Raw genomic sequence first — 16,159 nt, 5'->3', positions numbered from 1 at the left:
TTTTTTTGTGCAATCAATCCCTATAGAGGAAAGGTTTATCAGATTCTGCCGTTGTCTAAACTAAAGGAAAAAGACAAAGGGGAGCTCGACATGAATCGATTGTACAAAGCGCTGCTCATATGTGTTTCCATCTGTCTGGCATCGGCGTGCGCACAGCAAAAAGAGCTTGATCATGAGGCTGTCGAACATGAGCATAAAGAAACATTTGAACCTGTGACACAGCCGATTCAGGTGCCGCTGATCAAACGCGATGGAACAAAAACCGGTTTTATAGAGGTTTCTGAATCTGCCGCCGAAGGCCTTGATATAAGGGTGGCCGCCCATGATCTGCCGCCCGGATTGCTCGCTTTTCACATCCATGAAACAGGCCAGTGCCGAACACCTGATTTTGAAAGCGCCGGCGCCCATTTCAATCCAGCGCAAAAGGAGCACGGGTTCAACAATCCGAAAGGGCCTCATGCCGGGGATCTGCCGAATATAGAAGTCGGGGCCGACGGGAAAGTCGATGTCATCGTCAATGCGCCTGACGTCACACTGGATAGGAAAAGCAAATTCAGTCTGCTTGACCAGGATGGAAGTGCTTTTATTATTCACGAAAAGCAGGATGATGATTTAACAAATCCGTCCGGAAATTCAGGCGGGCGAATGGTGTGCGGCGCTCTATCACATGACAGCAAAAAATAATCCATTTTTCCGATAAAACGGCAGCAGTCATATATATTGAGGAAAACAAAGGTTGTTAGTATACTTGATGCAGAAGACGTTTTTTAGAAAGGAACTTACAACGAATGAAATACGACCTACACGAACTACAGCTGCCGGAAAAAATAAAGGAGAGGCTGATGCAGTCCGCAAACCGGACACCAGGACAGGAATTTCAATCTCTGATCGGAAAGCCCGGTTATGAGGCAGAGGACAATGCGGTCCTTTACGATGCGATCATCGCCCTCTCGCTCGGCAAAAATGTTTTGCTGAAAGGGCCTACAGGCTCGGGGAAAACAAAGCTCGCCGAAACGTTGTCCGCCTACTTTCAACAACCGATGCACAGTGTCAATTGTTCGGTTGACCTTGACGCCGAGGCGCTTGTCGGCTATAAAACGATTGACAATACAGACGGGCAGGCTTCCATAGAATTTATTGAAGGCCCTGTTACCAAAGCGATGAAACACGGGCATTTTTTATATATTGATGAAATCAACATGGCGAAGCCCGAGACACTGCCGATTTTAAACGGGGTGCTTGACTACCGAAAAACGATGACAAATCCGTTTACCGGCGAGGTCATCAGAGCGGAAGGCGGCTTCGGCGTCATTGCCGCCATTAATGAAGGCTATGTCGGAACCGTGCCGTTAAACGAGGCATTAAAAAACAGATTTGTCATTATCGATGTTCCGTACATTAAAGGGGACCTGCTGAGACACGTGCTTGAAACACAGTCTGAATTAAAGGATCAGAAGCTGCTCAGCCGGTTTGTCACCTTGTCTTCTGACCTTATGACACAGGCGCACAATGGACAGGTGTCTGAAGAAGCGGCTTCTATCAGGGCTCTTTTGGATACATGCGACCTTTCAACATACATTCCGCCGCTGCGCGCGATAGAACGGGGCATCGTAGAAAAGCTGGATGATGAGCGCGAGAAAGCGGCTGTCCGAAATATTGCCCAAACTTTATTTGAATGAGGGTTCTTTCATGAAGTTTATTAAATTTAATGACAGCAAGATCGACTCTCTCTTATTTATGGAGCTGACGGATTTAGCCAAGACGCTCGCAAAAAGCGATCAGGTTGAAGTGGAGTACGGCGTTCAGTCCTATTACAATCCCTTTGAGAAAAAGATCTATATGAGCCATTTTTGGAAGGATCGTGATGAACGGGATATGGTTGCCGGGCTGAAGAGCGATGTGTACCTGCGCTCCGTCGGAACCCGCTACAGCTCAATGACTGATTTCGCGGAGATGCTTGCTGCGATCCGCCAATTCCAGTTTAAGAGTTTAGCAAAACAATTGTTTATGCTTTTTGAAGATATCAGAATTGAAGAGTGCATCAAAAAGGAGAGGCCGGGAACAAAATCCGTGTTTCTCAGCCGCAAATCGATGTACCGGAAACATTTTAAGACACAGCTGACGCTGAATTTGGAGCGGAGCATTTTTACGGACGCCCTGTTCTGCGCCATCTATGTCAAGCTTGCGGCCGAGTCGCCGCTGGAGGATATACCGCATATCCATGAATCGATTGATCCGCTGAAAGGATTTATTGAACAGCAGCTGAGCCGCGTATATGAAGCGCGTTCCACCAGGGAGATCGCATCAATTGTCAACATCTTAATGGAAGGCTTTGAAGAGGTTCTTGAAAAAGATATGCTGAACACGTATTTCTTTTTTCCTGAGCTTGAATACGGCGAGGTTGAAGAAGACTCCCTTTTCCATGATGTAAAAGCGAAGTCGAAACTCAGCGACGATCTGACTTTGGATGAGAAAAGCGATGGGGACGAGGAAGTCCTTGATGAGGAAATGCCGACATGGCACAGGGAAACGGAAGCGCCTGCCAAAAGTTTTCTCCAATTCGATTTGGAGCACGGTGCGAAAACGGATATTGCAGGCGGCGCTTTAAGAGAGGGCGAGGACGGCGACCAGGCCCTCGGTGCGGTCCAGGGAACGGCTAAACAGACAAAAAGGAAAGATTACTCAAAACTCGAATCCCTTGATTCCGTTCAGGATGAACCGAATGCAGGCGGAATGGCGGCCGGAAAAGAAAACCGCTACGCCTTTTCAATTTTTAAAACGCCTGATTATCCCACAGCTGAAGAAACACAGGCATATCACGAGCAGGCAAAGACGATCGAATCCTATCAAAAACGTCTGAAGCAAATGATCCAAAAAACGCTGGAGCATAAAAAAACGCTGCCAAGAACCGATTTGCACGCGGGCAGATTGAACAATAAGCTGCTTCGCTACTTTACGGAGCGGAATCCGCGGCTTTTCTACAAAAAACAGGAGCCGTCAACCGAAATTGATGCCGTCTTTACATTGCTTGTCGACTGCTCCGCCAGCATGCATGACAAAATGGAGGAGACAAAGCGGGGCATCGTGCTGTTTCATGAAGCGCTCAAATCTGTATCCGTCCCCCATCAGATTGTCGGGTTTTGGGAGGATACAAATGATGCGACAGAGACGAGCCAGCCCAATTATTTTCATACCGTCGTCTCCTTCAGGGATTCTTTAAAAGAGAACGCAGGGCCGCGCATTATGCAGCTTGAACCGGAGGAAGACAACCGGGACGGCTTTGCGATCAGACAAATGGCGAAAACGCTCATTCAAAGAAGCGAAGGGCAAAAATTTCTGATCGTCTTTTCAGACGGGGAGCCTGCTGCTTTCAATTATGAACAAAACGGGATTGTCGATACACATGAAGCGGTGATGGAAGCGAGAAAAAGAAAAATCGAAGTCATCAATGTATTTTTATCAAACAGTGAAATCGAAGAATCGCAAGTGAAAACGATCCAGGATATGTACGGCAAGTACAGTCTGTTCGTCCCTGATGTCGATCAGCTTCCTGATGTGCTGTACCCGCTGTTAAAAAAGCTGTTGAACAAAAGTATAGGATAGGTATGACAGATGGCTGCACGGCTTGCGGCCATCTGTTTTTATTGGCGGAATAAACCAATTTTTATTATCTTTATCAACTTTAATTTTTGAAATTTTGTTTTTTCGAATGTCGTTCATTCAGTGGTTTAAAAAATTTCCGGAAAGGGAAAATTCAAAGCGAGTTCAAAGAGTGTCCATAAGTTTTCAATCTGAATGTTCAAAATTATGAAATATTTTATTTTTCAAGATGATTTTTTAATTTTATTTGAACAATCTGTGTAGAAACGAATGAGAATCAGTGGTAAAATGTACGTGGAAGCGTTTTTATTACATATTTCTGGGCAAAGGGTTCAGAAGATATATTAAGATAGTGAATCATTCACTTGATTATTAGGTTGGGGGTAATGTTCAAATGTTTCAAAATAGTATGAAACAAAGAATGACTTGGGAAGAATTTCACGGTCCGAACCTCGGCTATGTGCTGGAGCTTTATGATCAGTATGTCAAGGATCCAGAGAACATCGATCCTGACTTAAAAGGGATGTTTGACGATCTCGGAGCTCCCCCGGGCGACATAAGGGCCGCCTCTGGAAAGACTGAAGAGGCACATTTCACGGCAGATTCTATTGAAAAAATCGCATCCGCGGTAAAACTTGCAGAAGATATTAGAACCTATGGCCATTTAAACGCTTCCGTCAATCCATTACGAAAAACGCAAGAAAAACAGGAGCTTTTTCCGCTTGCCGAGTACGGTCTGACCGAACAGGATGTGGAAAAAATCCCGGCATCTGTGATTTGCAAAGATGCCCCTAAAGAAGTAATGAACGGTTTAGAAGCCATCCAGTACTTAAGGAACACATACAAAAAATCGATTTCTTTTGAATTTGACCATGTGCATATTTTTGAAGAGCGCAATTGGCTGATGAAAAAGATCGAGTCGGGAGAATTATTCGCCCCGAAATCGAAAGAGAAATTAATAGATGTCCTAAGACGGCTGACAGAAGTTGAGGGATTGGAGCAGTTTTTGCACAAAACGTTTGTCGGGCAAAAGCGCTTCTCCATTGAAGGGCTTGATGCGCTTGTACCTATGCTGGATGATATTATCGCCGAGTCGGTTTCTTCGGGAACGACGAGCATTAATATCGGAATGGCGCACAGGGGCCGGCTGAACGTCTTGGCTCATGTGCTCGGAAAACCTTATGAAATCATCTTTTCCGAATTTCAGCATGCCCCGAATAAGGATCTCGTCCCCTCAGAGGGATCAATCGGAATCAACTACGGCTGGACGGGGGATGTCAAATACCATCTCGGCGCAAAACGCCAGATTCAGGGTGAGCAGACAAAAACGGCGCGGATTACCTTGGCGAACAACCCGAGCCATCTTGAGTTCATCGATCCGATTGTCGAGGGCAGCACAAGAGCCGCCCAGGAAACGAGAACAGAGAGCGGCTATCCGGTTCAAGATGTCAAAAAATCCTTGGCGATCCTGATCCATGGTGACGCGGCGTTCCCTGGCGAAGGCATCGTCTCCGAAACCTTGAACCTCAGCCAGCTGAAGGGCTATCAGGTCGGCGGAGCGATCCATATCATCGCCAACAATATGATCGGCTTCACAACCGAAAGCAATGAGTCAAGATCGACGAAATATGCGAGCGATCTTGCCAAAGGCTTTGAAATCCCGATTGTCCACGTCAACGCCGATGATCCGGAAGCATGCCTGTCAGCGGTTCAGCTTGCGGTTGAATACCGCGAGACTTTTAATAAGGACTTTTTAATCGATCTGATCGGCTACCGCCGCTTTGGACACAATGAAATGGATGAACCGGCGGCGACACAGCCGATGCTCTATGATGCGGTTAGAAAACATCCGACTGTCAAAAATATTTTTGCAGAAAAGCTGATCAGTAAAGGCATTATTGAAAAAGACACCGTTTCAAAAATACAAGACTCGGTGATGAAGCGTTTGGAAGAAGCGTACCGAAAAGTGCCGGCCAAAAAGGAAGATATGGTACATGAAATCGTCTTGCCGGAGCCGGTATCCAACGGGTTTCCGAATGTCGATACATCGGTTGATTTTGATGTCCTGCGCAAAATTAACAAAGAGCTGATCGCATGGCCTGAAAACTTCAACGTTTTCGACAAGTTAAAACGAATCCTCGAAAGGCGCGCCAAAGCGTTTGAAGATGACCGCAAAGTCGATTGGTCTTTGGCCGAGGTGATGGCGTTTGCGTCCATTTTGAAAGACGGCACGCCTGTAAGGCTGACCGGCCAGGATTCAGAACGCGGCACATTCGCACATCGCAACCTTGTTCTTCATGACAGCAAGACAGGGGATGAATTCATCGCCCTGCATCACCTTGCAGATACAAAAGCGGCATTTGCGGTTCATAACAGCCCGCTTTCTGAAGGATCTGTCCTCGGCTTTGAATACGGCTATAACGTTTCTTCGCCGGAAACGATGGTGATCTGGGAAGCGCAATTCGGAGACTTCGCGAATGCGGCTCAAGTCTATTTTGACCAGTTTATTTCCGCAGGAAGGGCAAAATGGGGGCAAAAATCAGGGCTTGTCGTCCTGCTTCCGCACGGATATGAAGGACAGGGGCCTGAGCATTCGAGCGGCAGAACGGAGCGCTTTCTGCAGCTTGCGGCGGAAAATAACTGGACCGTCGCCAATCTGACGAGTGCGGCGCAATATTTCCATATTTTAAGAAGGCAGGCCAAAATGCTGCTTCGTGAGGAGATCCGCCCGCTCATCATTATGACGCCGAAAAGCCTGCTGAGAAATCCGAATACGGTGTCCGAAGTGCAGGAGCTCAGCGAAGGCGGCTTTAAGCCGGTATACGAAATGTCAGGTCTTTCTCATCAATATGAAAAGGTGACGCGTCTCATTCTTTCGAGCGGTAAAGTCTCAATCGACATCAGCGATTACTTTAATAAGATGGAGGCTGAAAAAGACTGGCTCCACATCGCGCGTGTAGAAGAGCTTTATCCTTTCCCTGCGAAGCATATAAAGGCGATCTTCGCCAAGCTTCCGCATTTGGAAGAGATCGTTTGGGTTCAGGAAGAGCCGCAAAATATGGGCGCCTGGAATTATATTGAGCCTTATTTAAGAGAGGTCGCACCAAAAGGCGTGAACGTGCGCTACATTGGAAGAAGAAGACGTTCAAGTCCGGCAGAAGGGGATCCGACCGTTCATAAGAAGGAACAGGAACGAATTGTATCTGAGAGCTTGACTCGCAAAAATTAAGGGGGAACTAAAAAATGGCGGAAATTAAAGTACCTGAATTAGCGGAATCAATTTCAGAAGGAACGATAGCCCAATGGCTGAAACAACCGGGAGATTATGTAGAACAAGGGGAATTCCTGCTTGAACTGGAAACCGATAAAGTCAACGTGGAATTAACGGCAGAACAGTCCGGGGTTCTTCAGGAAGTGCTGAAAGACTCCGGTGATACAGTTCAAGTCGGCGAAGTGATCGGAACGATTTCAGAAGGCGAAGGAAAAGGAGGCGGGGACTCCGCTCCTCAAGCCGATGCTGAAAAAAGCGCAGAGGCTCCGGAAGTAAAGCCGGCTGCGCCTGAAGTGAAGGCTGACACTCCGGATCGCGCGTCAGGCCGGGAGGAGAACGGGAAAACAAGACCGGTCGCTTCTCCGGCTGCCAGAAAGCTTGCCCGGGAAAAGGGCATTGATTTATCAGAAATTCCAACTGGCGATCCGCTCGGAAGGGTCAGAAAACAAGATGTTGAATCCTACCAAAAGAACGAGCAGCCGCCTAAAGCTCCGGCCGCGCCAAAACCTCAAGGAAAGGCCGCTAATTCTGAGGATTCGGCAAAACCGGTTGAACGGCAGAGAATGTCCCGCAGGAGACAAACGATTGCCAAACGCCTCGTTGAAGTCCAGCACACCGCCGCTATGCTGACGACTTTTAACGAAGTGGATATGACGGCGGTTATGGATCTCAGAAAGCGCCGTAAAGACCAATTCCTTGAACAGCACGATGTAAAGCTTGGATTTATGTCCTTCTTTACAAAAGCCGTTGTCGCCGCCCTGAAAAAATATCCGCTTCTCAATGCGGAAATTCAAGGTGACGAGCTTGTCATCAAGAAGTTTTATGATATCGGAATTGCGGTCGCCGCTGCTGAAGGGCTTGTCGTTCCGGTCGTCCGTGATGCGGATCGTAAAACGTTTGCCGATATTGAAAAAGACATCGGCGAGCTTGCCAAAAAAGCGAGAAACAATAAACTGTCTCTCAGCGAGCTACAAGGGGGATCATTCACGATCACAAACGGAGGAACGTTCGGCTCTCTGTTATCGACTCCGATTTTAAACAGCCCGCAGGTCGGAATTTTGGGCATGCATAAAATCCAGCTGCGTCCTGTTGCGATCGATGAAGAGCGCTTCGAAAACCGCCCGATGATGTACATCGCTTTATCTTACGACCATCGGATCGTCGATGGAAAAGAAGCCGTCGGATTTTTAGTCACCGTGAAAAACCTGCTTGAAGATCCTGAACAGCTCCTGTTAGAGGGATAAATCAATCCATAAAAAAGCTTTGACCGTTTTGGCGGTCAAAGCTTTTTGTTTGTCATCAAAGGGAAGGGGATTCCGTCTTTTCCGGAGCGTTCTCCCGTTTTTTTGCTTTTTTGGCCCAGTATGTCGCAAGCCATGAACCGGAAAGGTTGTGCCAGACGCTGAAGACCGCGCTCGACACGGCGGCAAGCGGTGAAAAATGGGCGGTTGCAAGCGCTGCGCCGAGTCCTGAATTTTGCATGCCGACTTCAATTGAGACGGCTTTTTGCGAAGGATAATCCATTTTAAAGCACTTTGCCAACATAAAGCCGAGAAATAAACCGAGCCCGTTGTGAAGAACGACAACAGCGAAAATCAGCAGGCCGGATTGAATGATATTTTCCCGGTTTCCGCCGACGACTGCGGCTACGATCGCGACAATGCCGATGACCGACACGAGCGGCAGCACCTGCACCGCTTGTTCGACCTGTCTTTTGAAGAAAAACTGGACGAACAGCCCTGCCAGAATTGGAATCAGAACGGCCTGCAAAATCGAAACAAACAATGATCCGGGTGATACCGGGAGCCATTCTTTTGCAAACAGCAAAATGAGAAAGGGCGTTAAAAATGGCGCCAGCAATGTTGAGATCGTCGTGATCGCGACAGACAGCGCGGTATTTCCTTTAGCCAAAAATGTCATCACATTTGAAGCCGTTCCGCCGGGACAGCAGCCGACCAGAATGACGCCGACGGCAATTTCCGAAGGGAGGTTGAGCCCGTAGGCCAGTCCAAAAGCAGTGAGAGGCATAATCGTATATTGAACGAGCACGCCGATCAGCACCTGCAGCGGCCTTCTCAACAGTTCTTTGAAATCATCGGCAGACAGGGTCAATCCCATGCCAAACATAATGACGCCAAGCAGAATCGTAATATAGGGGCTGATCCAGGTAAATTGGGAAGGAAACGCAAACCCGAGCACCGCGAATAGGATCACCCATAGGGCAAAGGTTTTTCCGGTAAATTGACTGATCTTGATTAAATGACTCATGTGTCCAGCTCCTTACGCGTGGTGTAGAAAATCTAACGAAAATAGTATTCTCTTATTATAATTAATCTTCTGAATAATTCAACACCAGGAAGGTTTTTGTTTTATTAAACGATAAATATATTATGTAAACTGAAAGAAATGTTTGAAAACCTTGACGAATTCGTTTATGATTTTTAAAATGATAGTTTGTAGCCTGATGTGCAGGTTAGACATGAGAAGAAGAGGTGCTTTAGTGGAAAATAAACAAAATATATGGTCATCAAAGCTTGGATTCATCTTAGCTTCGGCCGGCTCGGCAATCGGGCTCGGCGCGATATGGAAGTTCCCTTATGTTGCCGGAACCAGCGGCGGCGGGGCATTTTTACTTATTTTTATTCTTTTTACATTATTAGTTGGGCTTCCTTTATTGTTGGCTGAATTTATTATCGGCAGAAAGACCCAAAAAGACGCAGTTGAATCTTATAAGGAGCTGGCGCCCGGTTCGCTCTGGCACTGGATAGGACGGCTCGGCATCATCACGTGCTTTATTCTGCTGTCGTTTTACAGCGTTGTCGGAGGCTGGATTATCATTTATATTTTCAAAGGATTGACGGGAGAGCTTTCAAGAAGTGCGGATTATGCAGCCCTTTTTGGGGAAACGATTGCCAATCCTTATCTCGTCCTGGCCAGCCAGTTCCTCTTTATCATCATTACGATCGTTGTTGTTGCAAAAGGAGTCAGCAGTGGAATTGAAAAGGCGAGCAGGTTTATGATGCCGGCCCTTTTCATCATCTTTCTCCTCTTAATTGTGCGCTCGGTCACGCTGCCTGGCTCAATGGAAGGGATTGAGTTTTTCTTAAAGCCTGATCTTTCACATATCAAAGCCGAGACCGTGCTGTTTGCCATGGGACAATCCTTTTTCTCCTTGAGCGTCGGGGTGTCCGTCATGGTGACGTACAGCTCTTATTTATCCAAAAAAGAAAATATCGTGCAGTCGGCTGTTTCCGTCACGCTTTTAAACGTATCAGTGGCGATCCTTGCAGGAATCGCGATTTTCCCGGCCGTGTTTTCATTCGGTTTATCTCCTGATGCCGGACCGATGCTATTATTTAATGTGCTTCCGTCCGTATTCCATCAGATGCCGTTTGGAATTCTCTTTTTATTGGCGTTTCTTTTATTATTTTTATTTGCGACGCTTACGTCAGCTTTTTCGATGCTTGAAATTCTGGTTTCCGTTCTGTCAAAAGGAGACGCGAGAAAAAGGCGAATATTCGCCTGGGCGGGAGGCATCGCGATTTTCCTGTTCGGCATTCCGTCAGCCTTATCATACGGAGCGCTTCAGCATGTTTCCATTTTCGGCCTGTCAATCTTTGATGCGGCGGATTATCTCGTCAGCAATATTTTAATGCCGGTCGGAGCGTTTTTAATCGCTGTTTTCGTCCCGCTGAAAATACCTAAGGACGAGCTGTTCGCGGAATTAAAAGAGGGCTCAAAAATCAGCCGCAAATGGTTCGCTGCCTGGCTTCTGTTAATCCGCTACGTAGCGCCGGTCGTCATTATTATCGTCTTTTTAGATGTGATCGGAGTTTTCAAATCCCTAAACCTTTAAGTTTAGGGATTTTTTCTGCCGATTAATATGGCTCCCACAGGATGTGTTTCGCCGCGGCGAAGCGTCTTTCCGGCTCCCGCCAATCAACGACGTTCCACCAATTGTCCACATATTTCGCCTTTTCATTTTTATATTGGAGATAGTAGGCATGCTCCCATACGTCAAGGGGGAGGAGCGGAATGACGTCCCATTGGCTCATCAGCTGGTGCTTTTCCGCGATCAAAATTTCAAGGCGGTGTGAGCGCGGGGCCCATACGAGAATCGCCCAGCCGACGCCTTCCACATGTTTGGCCGCTTCTGAAAAATGTTCTTTAAAAGCGGAATAACTGCCAAACGAACGGTTGATCATCTCAAGCAGCTCACCAGTCGGTCTTCTTTTGCCTTTCGGATTCATCGCATACCAGAAAATTGTATGCAAATAGTGCCCGGCGCCATGAAAAGCAAGCTCCCGTTCCCAATGGTTCACAAGCTGAAATTGTTTTGTCTGCCGCGCCTCTTGCAGCTCCCGTTCGGCTTTGTTCAGCCCGTCGACATAGCTCTGATGGTGTTTCGTGTGATGAAGGAACATAATCTCTTTTGAAATAAAAGGCTCAAGAGCCGAGTAGGAATAGGGAAGCCTTGGGAGGCGGTGGCCTCCGATCGGAACCATTCTGTACTGCTGCGGGTTTTTTGAAGCGCTGCTTCGGCTGATTGCTTCATAAACGGCTTCCGCCTGTTCATACCATTCCTGTTCAGTCGCATCAGCATCATCGAGCAATCGAAAAAGCTGATCTAAACAGCTTTCCAAAGAAGAATCATGTTTTACCTGTTCTTTCAGGCCGCTGGCCCAGGACGTCAATTCCTCCTTGTATACATCTCTGTTCAACGTTTCTCCCTCATTTCCATTTGTTTAATAAACGCGCTTAATGCCAAAAGAGGAAACACAAAAGGATAGCTGTGATAATAAATGTAAAATTGTTTTGGAAGCCCGATGCCCGTCGGATAGACGAGGTGTTTTGGCTGGTGGAGGCCATCGTCAATGAGAAAGCGGAACCCTTTTTGGATCAGAGGTTCGCGTGGATCCTCGTATTGCAGCAAAGCCTCAAGCGCCCATGCGGTTTGAACGGCCGTGCCATAGGCAAGGGGCGCAAACGTTTTGATTTCACAGCTTTTGCATGATTCACCCCAGCTCCCGTCAGGAAGCTGAATCGATTTAAGCCAGGACAGGGCTTTTTTGACGGAAGGGTGTTCTCCGCTTACGCCGACAGCTTTCATCCCGGTCAAAGCCGCCCATGTTCCGTAAATATAGCAAACGCCCCAGCGGCCGTACCATGAGCCGTTTTTCTCCTGGCGGCGATAAAGCCAATGCAGTGCCCGCCTGACAGCCGAATGGTTTTCCGTATATCCCGCTTTCAGACCAAGTGCGTGCAGAGCGCGGCCCGTCAAATCGGCTGTCGACGGATCAACCGCCGCTTCATCAGCAGATTCAATCGGCAGTCTGCGGATCAATGGATGATCGACGTTTTTTTCAAAGGCGGCAAATCCGCCGTCCTTGTTTTGCATGGACAAGAGCCAGGCAAGCCCCCGGGTCCAGTCGGCCGGCCTTCTGTTTAAAGGGATCGCTTTTAATGCTGCCGCTGTATCGTCCACATCCGGATTGTTTGTGTTAAGATTTGAAAAACCCCAGCCGCCCGGCTTTGCATGAGGATTAAAGACGGCCCAATCGGCTTTTCTGATATGCTGCCTTTTTTCCAAATAATCAGCCGCAGAGGAGACGGTTGGACTTTTTTGAGACATTCCCGCTTCCTGCATCGCATAGCTTAATAATGCCGTATCCCAAACGGTTGAAGTTGAATTCTCCACATAAAGGCCTTCACCGCCGCACGGCGCAACAAGTCCTTTTACTCCGCTAACCGCTTTTCTGATGACAGGGTCGTTTTTGGAGATCCCCAGTGATAGCAGACTGTAAACCATAAAAATCGTCGCGCTGGCATAGCTGTACAGTGTACCGTCTTGTTCAATTCTGTCCAGCATGTATCTTTTCCCGGCTTCGAACCCGAGGTTATGAACATAAACCGGCCATTTCAGAAGCTCCTTCCATTGCAGATTGAAAGGATAAAAGTTACGTTCATCAAAAGAGCGGATGCTGAGCCAATCGAGCGGATTTTTTGACATATTTTCATCCAAGTGGCGAAGCGAGCCGATCTGCTCGTTTTTCAGCACGTATTTTTTGTTCAAAGCTATCGCCATCGGAACGAAATGAATTCTGGCATATGCGCTGAAATGATAAAAATGCAGCGGAAACACGGGGGGAATGAGCAAAAAAGACAACGGCAAATATAATCTCGGCCACGGGTACAGTCCGTTAGCGGCCAGCATCCATTTTGTCATAAAGTGAACAGATCGAAGTCCGCCTTTTGATCTGATAAACGCCTCCGCCTTTTGCATGTGCGGTTCATCGCGGCTATAGATTCCTGAAGCCAGCATGCCGGTGTAGCCCTGCACCGTCGCCGTCAAATGCCCCTCAGCTTCATCCGGATAGTTTCGGAATGTCCCATCTTCGTTTTGCTCGGACCTGATCCGCCTGGCAAGACTGGAGATCAGAGAAGAGTCATGATCTCCGAGAGATGTCAGCAGAAGAATGAGAAAACTGTTCGTCATCACAGGCCCCTCAAAACAAAATCTCCATGATCCGTCGGTCTCCTGCCTGTTTTGAAGATCTTTCAGTGTCTTTTGTCTGAAAGCTTTCGCGTCTTCCAGTAAAGAACGCATTCTTCTCAGCTCCTTCATATTAATCTATTCGCCGGAGAAATGTGTCATGCATAGCGGATCGCAAAATAAGATGGTTATGCTGAACTTGCAGCAGAGCTTTCGGATAAATGAAAACAGAAAAACCGCGGAATACAAGCTGGGGAGAATGAATCATGGGGCGGAAGCGCTAGCCGAACAGCTTTTGCCGCAGTGACACATCGCTGATCAATTCATCAGCGAATTGCTCATTAGATCAAAATGCAAAATTCTAAAAAGCGAGGTCCGGAGAATGATTCAAAACGTCGGCATAACTAGGGAAACACAAATTTGTGAAAGTAAAAGTTACATAGCAAAAACGGCAGCCGAACCATAGAGGTTCAAGCTGCCGTTTTTGATGAAAGCTGCACTTATTTTTGGACCCACGATTACATTAGAATAACTCAAGTACAAATATAAGTCTATATTTTTAAAAAGATTTTCGATATATTTATCAATGCTTCAAGCATCCTGCAGAAATGCTCCGCAATCATATTCAATTGAGGTGGGAACATGAAAAAAAGAAAATTGGGCCGGTTAGAAGTGTCCTCCATCGGACTAGGCTGTATGAGCATGTCTGAATTTTACGGAGAAGCCGATGAAAGCGAAGCAATCTCAGCCGTTTACCAGGCTTTAGATTCCGGAGTGAATTTTTTTGATACAGCCGATATATACGGCATGGGGGAAAATGAAAAGCTGTTAGGCAAAGCGTTGAAAAATCGACGTTCAGAAGCCATCGTGTCCACAAAGTTTGGAGTTGTCCGCGATCGGCACGGAAACACGGTTGGGTTGAACGGAAGGCCCGAATACGTAAAAAAGTGCATTGAAGACAGCTTGCTGAGACTTGAAATGGAATATGTCGACTTGTACTATCAGCACATTCCCGACCCGGATGTCCCGATTGAAGAGACGGTCGGAGCCATGGCCGACCTGGTCAAAGAAGGAAAAGTCCGATTTTTGGGGCTTTCAAATGCGGGCGCAGACCTCTTGGCCCGCGCCAGTAAAGTTCATCAAATAACGGCTCTGCAATCAGAATATTCATTATGGAATCGTGATATCGAAGCAGTGCTCCCTGTAGCGCGGGAATTGGGCATTGGTATCGTCGCCCACAGTCCGCTCGGAAATGGCTTTTTAACGGGCAAACTCAAACAATACAAAGATTTTGCTGACGATGATATCAGAAGGCGCTTCACAAGGTTCCAAGAGGAGACGTTCAATCGTAATCTTCAATTAGTCGCAGAACTTGAGAGAATTGCAAAAAATCATAAGGCTGCGCCTTCCCAAATTGCGCTTGCCTGGGTATTAGCACAGGGCAGCGATATTGTCCCGATTCCCGGTACAAAACGAAAAAAATATCTGATTGAAAACAGCGGGGCAGCCAATATCACATTCACACAAAAAGACCTCGAGAGAATCAATAGGGCCGCCAATCCGTTTTTTGTTAAAAGCGAGTTATAAACCCGTAAAATCTTGGGAAGATGCGGAGATGGGTAAGATCGCCTATCAGGGTTCCCTGATGTTTTATTTACCTTCAGGGAAAAATCATGTATCGTATGAAGTAGATCCATAGACGGCAAATGATAGAGATTGTACACTGCCTTTGGAACACGTTCTGGAATATAGTAGATAATGGGGGATATAAACATGAAGATTGAACAAGCTCTTTACGAAGCCGCTGTCGACTTAATTCAAAAGAGGTATCCTACCGGATGGGGCGGAGCGGCCGCAATGTATACAGACGATGGAAGAATATTGACGAGCGTGGCTCCTGAAGTGATGAATGCTTCAACAGAACTATGCATTGAAACAGGCGCCATTCTTGAAGCGCATAAGCTGGGAGCAAAAATCACCCACTCTATTTGTGTTGTCAGAGATGATGAACATTCCGAATATAAGGTATTAACGCCTTGCGGGGTATGCCAGGAAAGGCTTTTTTACTGGGGACCGGACCTGAAAGCCGCTGTTACTGCCGCTGATGGCCGTCTCGTTTTTAAATCTTTGCAGGACATTCAGCCGTATCATTGGTCTGCTGCATATCAAGATTCATGATTGAAAGTGAACAAATCTTCAAGAGGGGGGATGGTCATGCAGGAAAGCCGCTCCGTTTATGTAAGACCCGTCAAAAAAGAAGATATGAAGAGCTTTTACAAGGCTGCTCAAGATGAAGAAATCAGGTATATGACGGGAACAAGGCATGTATTTACAATGGATCAATTGTATGAACATTATGAACGGATCATACAAGATGAGACACGCTTTGATTTCGCGATTTGCCTGCGGGATAACGATGAGCTGCTCGGCGACTTGTCGATTGTAGAAATCGACCGGGAAAATCAAAAAGCGGGCTTCAGAATTGCTTTGCACAGCAGAGGCCACTTGAATAAGGGATATGGAACAGAAGCCGTGCGGCTGGCGCTGAAATTTGCTTTTGAAACATTAAAACTAAACCGGCTTCAGCTGGAAGTGTTTTCCCATAACAGCCGCGCTCTGAGAGCATATGAAAAAGCCGGGTTTAAAAGAGAAGGAATCATCAGACAGTCTCTTTTTCTAAACAATCAATATTCAGACGAAATCATCATGGGGATGCTGAAAAAAGAATATGAAGAGCTGAAAAAGCACGATATCATTTAGGGACGGCTTTCAATCTAGGAAGCTTCGTCCTTTTT

12 protein-coding genes are annotated in these 16,159 nt (G+C 46.9%); 9 read left to right on the top strand and 3 right to left on the bottom strand.

Going from position 1 to position 16,159, the window contains the following annotated elements; translation table 11 throughout:
* Nucleotides 1–90 precede the first annotated feature (90 nt).
* From R5H20_RS13055 to odhB, 5 genes are all read left to right on the top strand, one after another.
* A complete protein-coding gene (locus tag R5H20_RS13055; RefSeq protein ID WP_040347855.1) occupies nt 91–684 on the top strand; it encodes a superoxide dismutase family protein in 594 nt (197 codons plus the stop codon).
* Between the two features lie 104 nt (nt 685–788).
* Nucleotides 789–1,679 (top strand): ATP-binding protein, encoded by an 891-nt coding sequence (locus R5H20_RS13050; RefSeq protein WP_029418392.1) that lies wholly within the window; start codon nt 789–791, stop codon nt 1,677–1,679.
* A gap of 10 nt (nt 1,680–1,689) precedes the next feature.
* On the top strand, nt 1,690–3,603 hold the full coding sequence (locus tag R5H20_RS13045) for a vWA domain-containing protein (protein WP_006636260.1): 1,914 nt from the start codon (nt 1,690–1,692) through the stop codon (nt 3,601–3,603).
* Nucleotides 3,604–3,994: 391 nt separating this feature from the next.
* The gene (gene sucA, locus R5H20_RS13040) at nt 3,995–6,829 is read left to right on the top strand and encodes a 2-oxoglutarate dehydrogenase E1 component (RefSeq protein ID WP_006636259.1); all 2,835 of its coding nucleotides are present in this window, start codon (nt 3,995–3,997) and stop codon (nt 6,827–6,829) included.
* A 14-nt stretch (nt 6,830–6,843) separates the two neighbouring features.
* Nucleotides 6,844–8,115 carry a 2-oxoglutarate dehydrogenase complex dihydrolipoyllysine-residue succinyltransferase gene (odhB, locus tag R5H20_RS13035; protein WP_006636258.1) on the top strand — a complete coding sequence of 424 codons (1,272 nt, stop codon included), beginning with the start codon at nt 6,844–6,846 and terminating at the stop codon, nt 8,113–8,115.
* A gap of 55 nt (nt 8,116–8,170) precedes the next feature.
* Here the strand turns inward: odhB and R5H20_RS13030 are convergent, their stop codons facing one another.
* On the bottom strand, nt 8,171–9,139 hold the full coding sequence (locus R5H20_RS13030) for a bile acid:sodium symporter family transporter (RefSeq protein WP_088272859.1): 969 nt from the start codon (nt 9,137–9,139) through the stop codon (nt 8,171–8,173).
* Nucleotides 9,140–9,371: 232 nt separating this feature from the next.
* Between R5H20_RS13030 and R5H20_RS13025 the strand changes: the two genes are divergently transcribed.
* Nucleotides 9,372–10,727: a sodium-dependent transporter gene (locus R5H20_RS13025; RefSeq protein WP_006636257.1), complete on the top strand. Its 1,356-nt coding sequence runs from the start codon at nt 9,372–9,374 to the stop codon at nt 10,725–10,727.
* Between the two features lie 22 nt (nt 10,728–10,749).
* Here the strand turns inward: R5H20_RS13025 and R5H20_RS13020 are convergent, their stop codons facing one another.
* Nucleotides 10,750–11,592: a superoxide dismutase gene (locus tag R5H20_RS13020; RefSeq protein ID WP_006636256.1), complete on the bottom strand. Its 843-nt coding sequence runs from the start codon at nt 11,590–11,592 to the stop codon at nt 10,750–10,752.
* On the bottom strand, nt 11,589–13,478 hold the full coding sequence (locus tag R5H20_RS13015; RefSeq protein WP_006636255.1) for a terpene cyclase/mutase family protein: 1,890 nt from the start codon (nt 13,476–13,478) through the stop codon (nt 11,589–11,591). The genes R5H20_RS13020 and R5H20_RS13015 overlap by 4 nt, the downstream gene beginning before the upstream one ends.
* 528 nt (nt 13,479–14,006) lie before the next feature.
* Here R5H20_RS13015 and R5H20_RS13010 point away from each other — a divergent pair.
* The 3 genes from R5H20_RS13010 to R5H20_RS13000 all read left to right on the top strand — a co-directional run bounded on the left by R5H20_RS13010 (nt 14,007) and on the right by R5H20_RS13000 (nt 16,124).
* Complete coding sequence (locus R5H20_RS13010) at nt 14,007–14,951, top strand: aldo/keto reductase (protein WP_006636254.1); 945 nt, start codon at nt 14,007–14,009, stop codon at nt 14,949–14,951.
* 186 nt (nt 14,952–15,137) lie between these two features.
* Nucleotides 15,138–15,542 carry a cytidine deaminase gene (locus R5H20_RS13005; RefSeq protein WP_006636253.1) on the top strand — a complete coding sequence of 135 codons (405 nt, stop codon included), beginning with the start codon at nt 15,138–15,140 and terminating at the stop codon, nt 15,540–15,542.
* Nucleotides 15,543–15,578: 36 nt separating this feature from the next.
* On the top strand, nt 15,579–16,124 hold the full coding sequence (locus tag R5H20_RS13000) for a GNAT family N-acetyltransferase (RefSeq protein ID WP_006636252.1): 546 nt from the start codon (nt 15,579–15,581) through the stop codon (nt 16,122–16,124).
* Nucleotides 16,125–16,159: the final 35 nt, after the last annotated feature.

The sequence above is a fragment of the Bacillus sp. KICET-3 genome (assembly GCF_033261025.1).
In the GTDB taxonomy this organism is placed as follows: domain Bacteria; phylum Bacillota; class Bacilli; order Bacillales; family Bacillaceae; genus Bacillus; species Bacillus sonorensis.
The sequence above is the reverse complement of the archived record's forward strand: the minus strand, read 5'-3'. Positions and strand labels throughout refer to the sequence as shown.

Excerpts from the sequence above, each read along its gene's own strand:
- R5H20_RS13005 (WP_006636253.1), top strand. The coding sequence starts at position 15,138 with ATGAAGATTGAACAAGCTCTTTACGAAGCCGCTGTCGACTTAATTCAA.
- R5H20_RS13050 (WP_029418392.1), top strand. The coding sequence starts at position 789 with ATGAAATACGACCTACACGAACTACAGCTGCCGGAAAAAATAAAGGAG.
- R5H20_RS13055 (WP_040347855.1), top strand. The coding sequence starts at position 91 with ATGAATCGATTGTACAAAGCGCTGCTCATATGTGTTTCCATCTGTCTG.
- sucA (WP_006636259.1), top strand. The coding sequence starts at position 3,995 with ATGTTTCAAAATAGTATGAAACAAAGAATGACTTGGGAAGAATTTCAC.
- R5H20_RS13045 (WP_006636260.1), top strand. The coding sequence starts at position 1,690 with ATGAAGTTTATTAAATTTAATGACAGCAAGATCGACTCTCTCTTATTT.
- R5H20_RS13010 (WP_006636254.1), top strand. The coding sequence starts at position 14,007 with ATGAAAAAAAGAAAATTGGGCCGGTTAGAAGTGTCCTCCATCGGACTA.
- R5H20_RS13030 (WP_088272859.1), bottom strand. The coding sequence starts at position 9,139 with ATGAGTCATTTAATCAAGATCAGTCAATTTACCGGAAAAACCTTTGCC.
- odhB (WP_006636258.1), top strand. The coding sequence starts at position 6,844 with ATGGCGGAAATTAAAGTACCTGAATTAGCGGAATCAATTTCAGAAGGA.
- R5H20_RS13000 (WP_006636252.1), top strand. The coding sequence starts at position 15,579 with ATGCAGGAAAGCCGCTCCGTTTATGTAAGACCCGTCAAAAAAGAAGAT.
- R5H20_RS13015 (WP_006636255.1), bottom strand. The coding sequence starts at position 13,478 with ATGCGTTCTTTACTGGAAGACGCGAAAGCTTTCAGACAAAAGACACTG.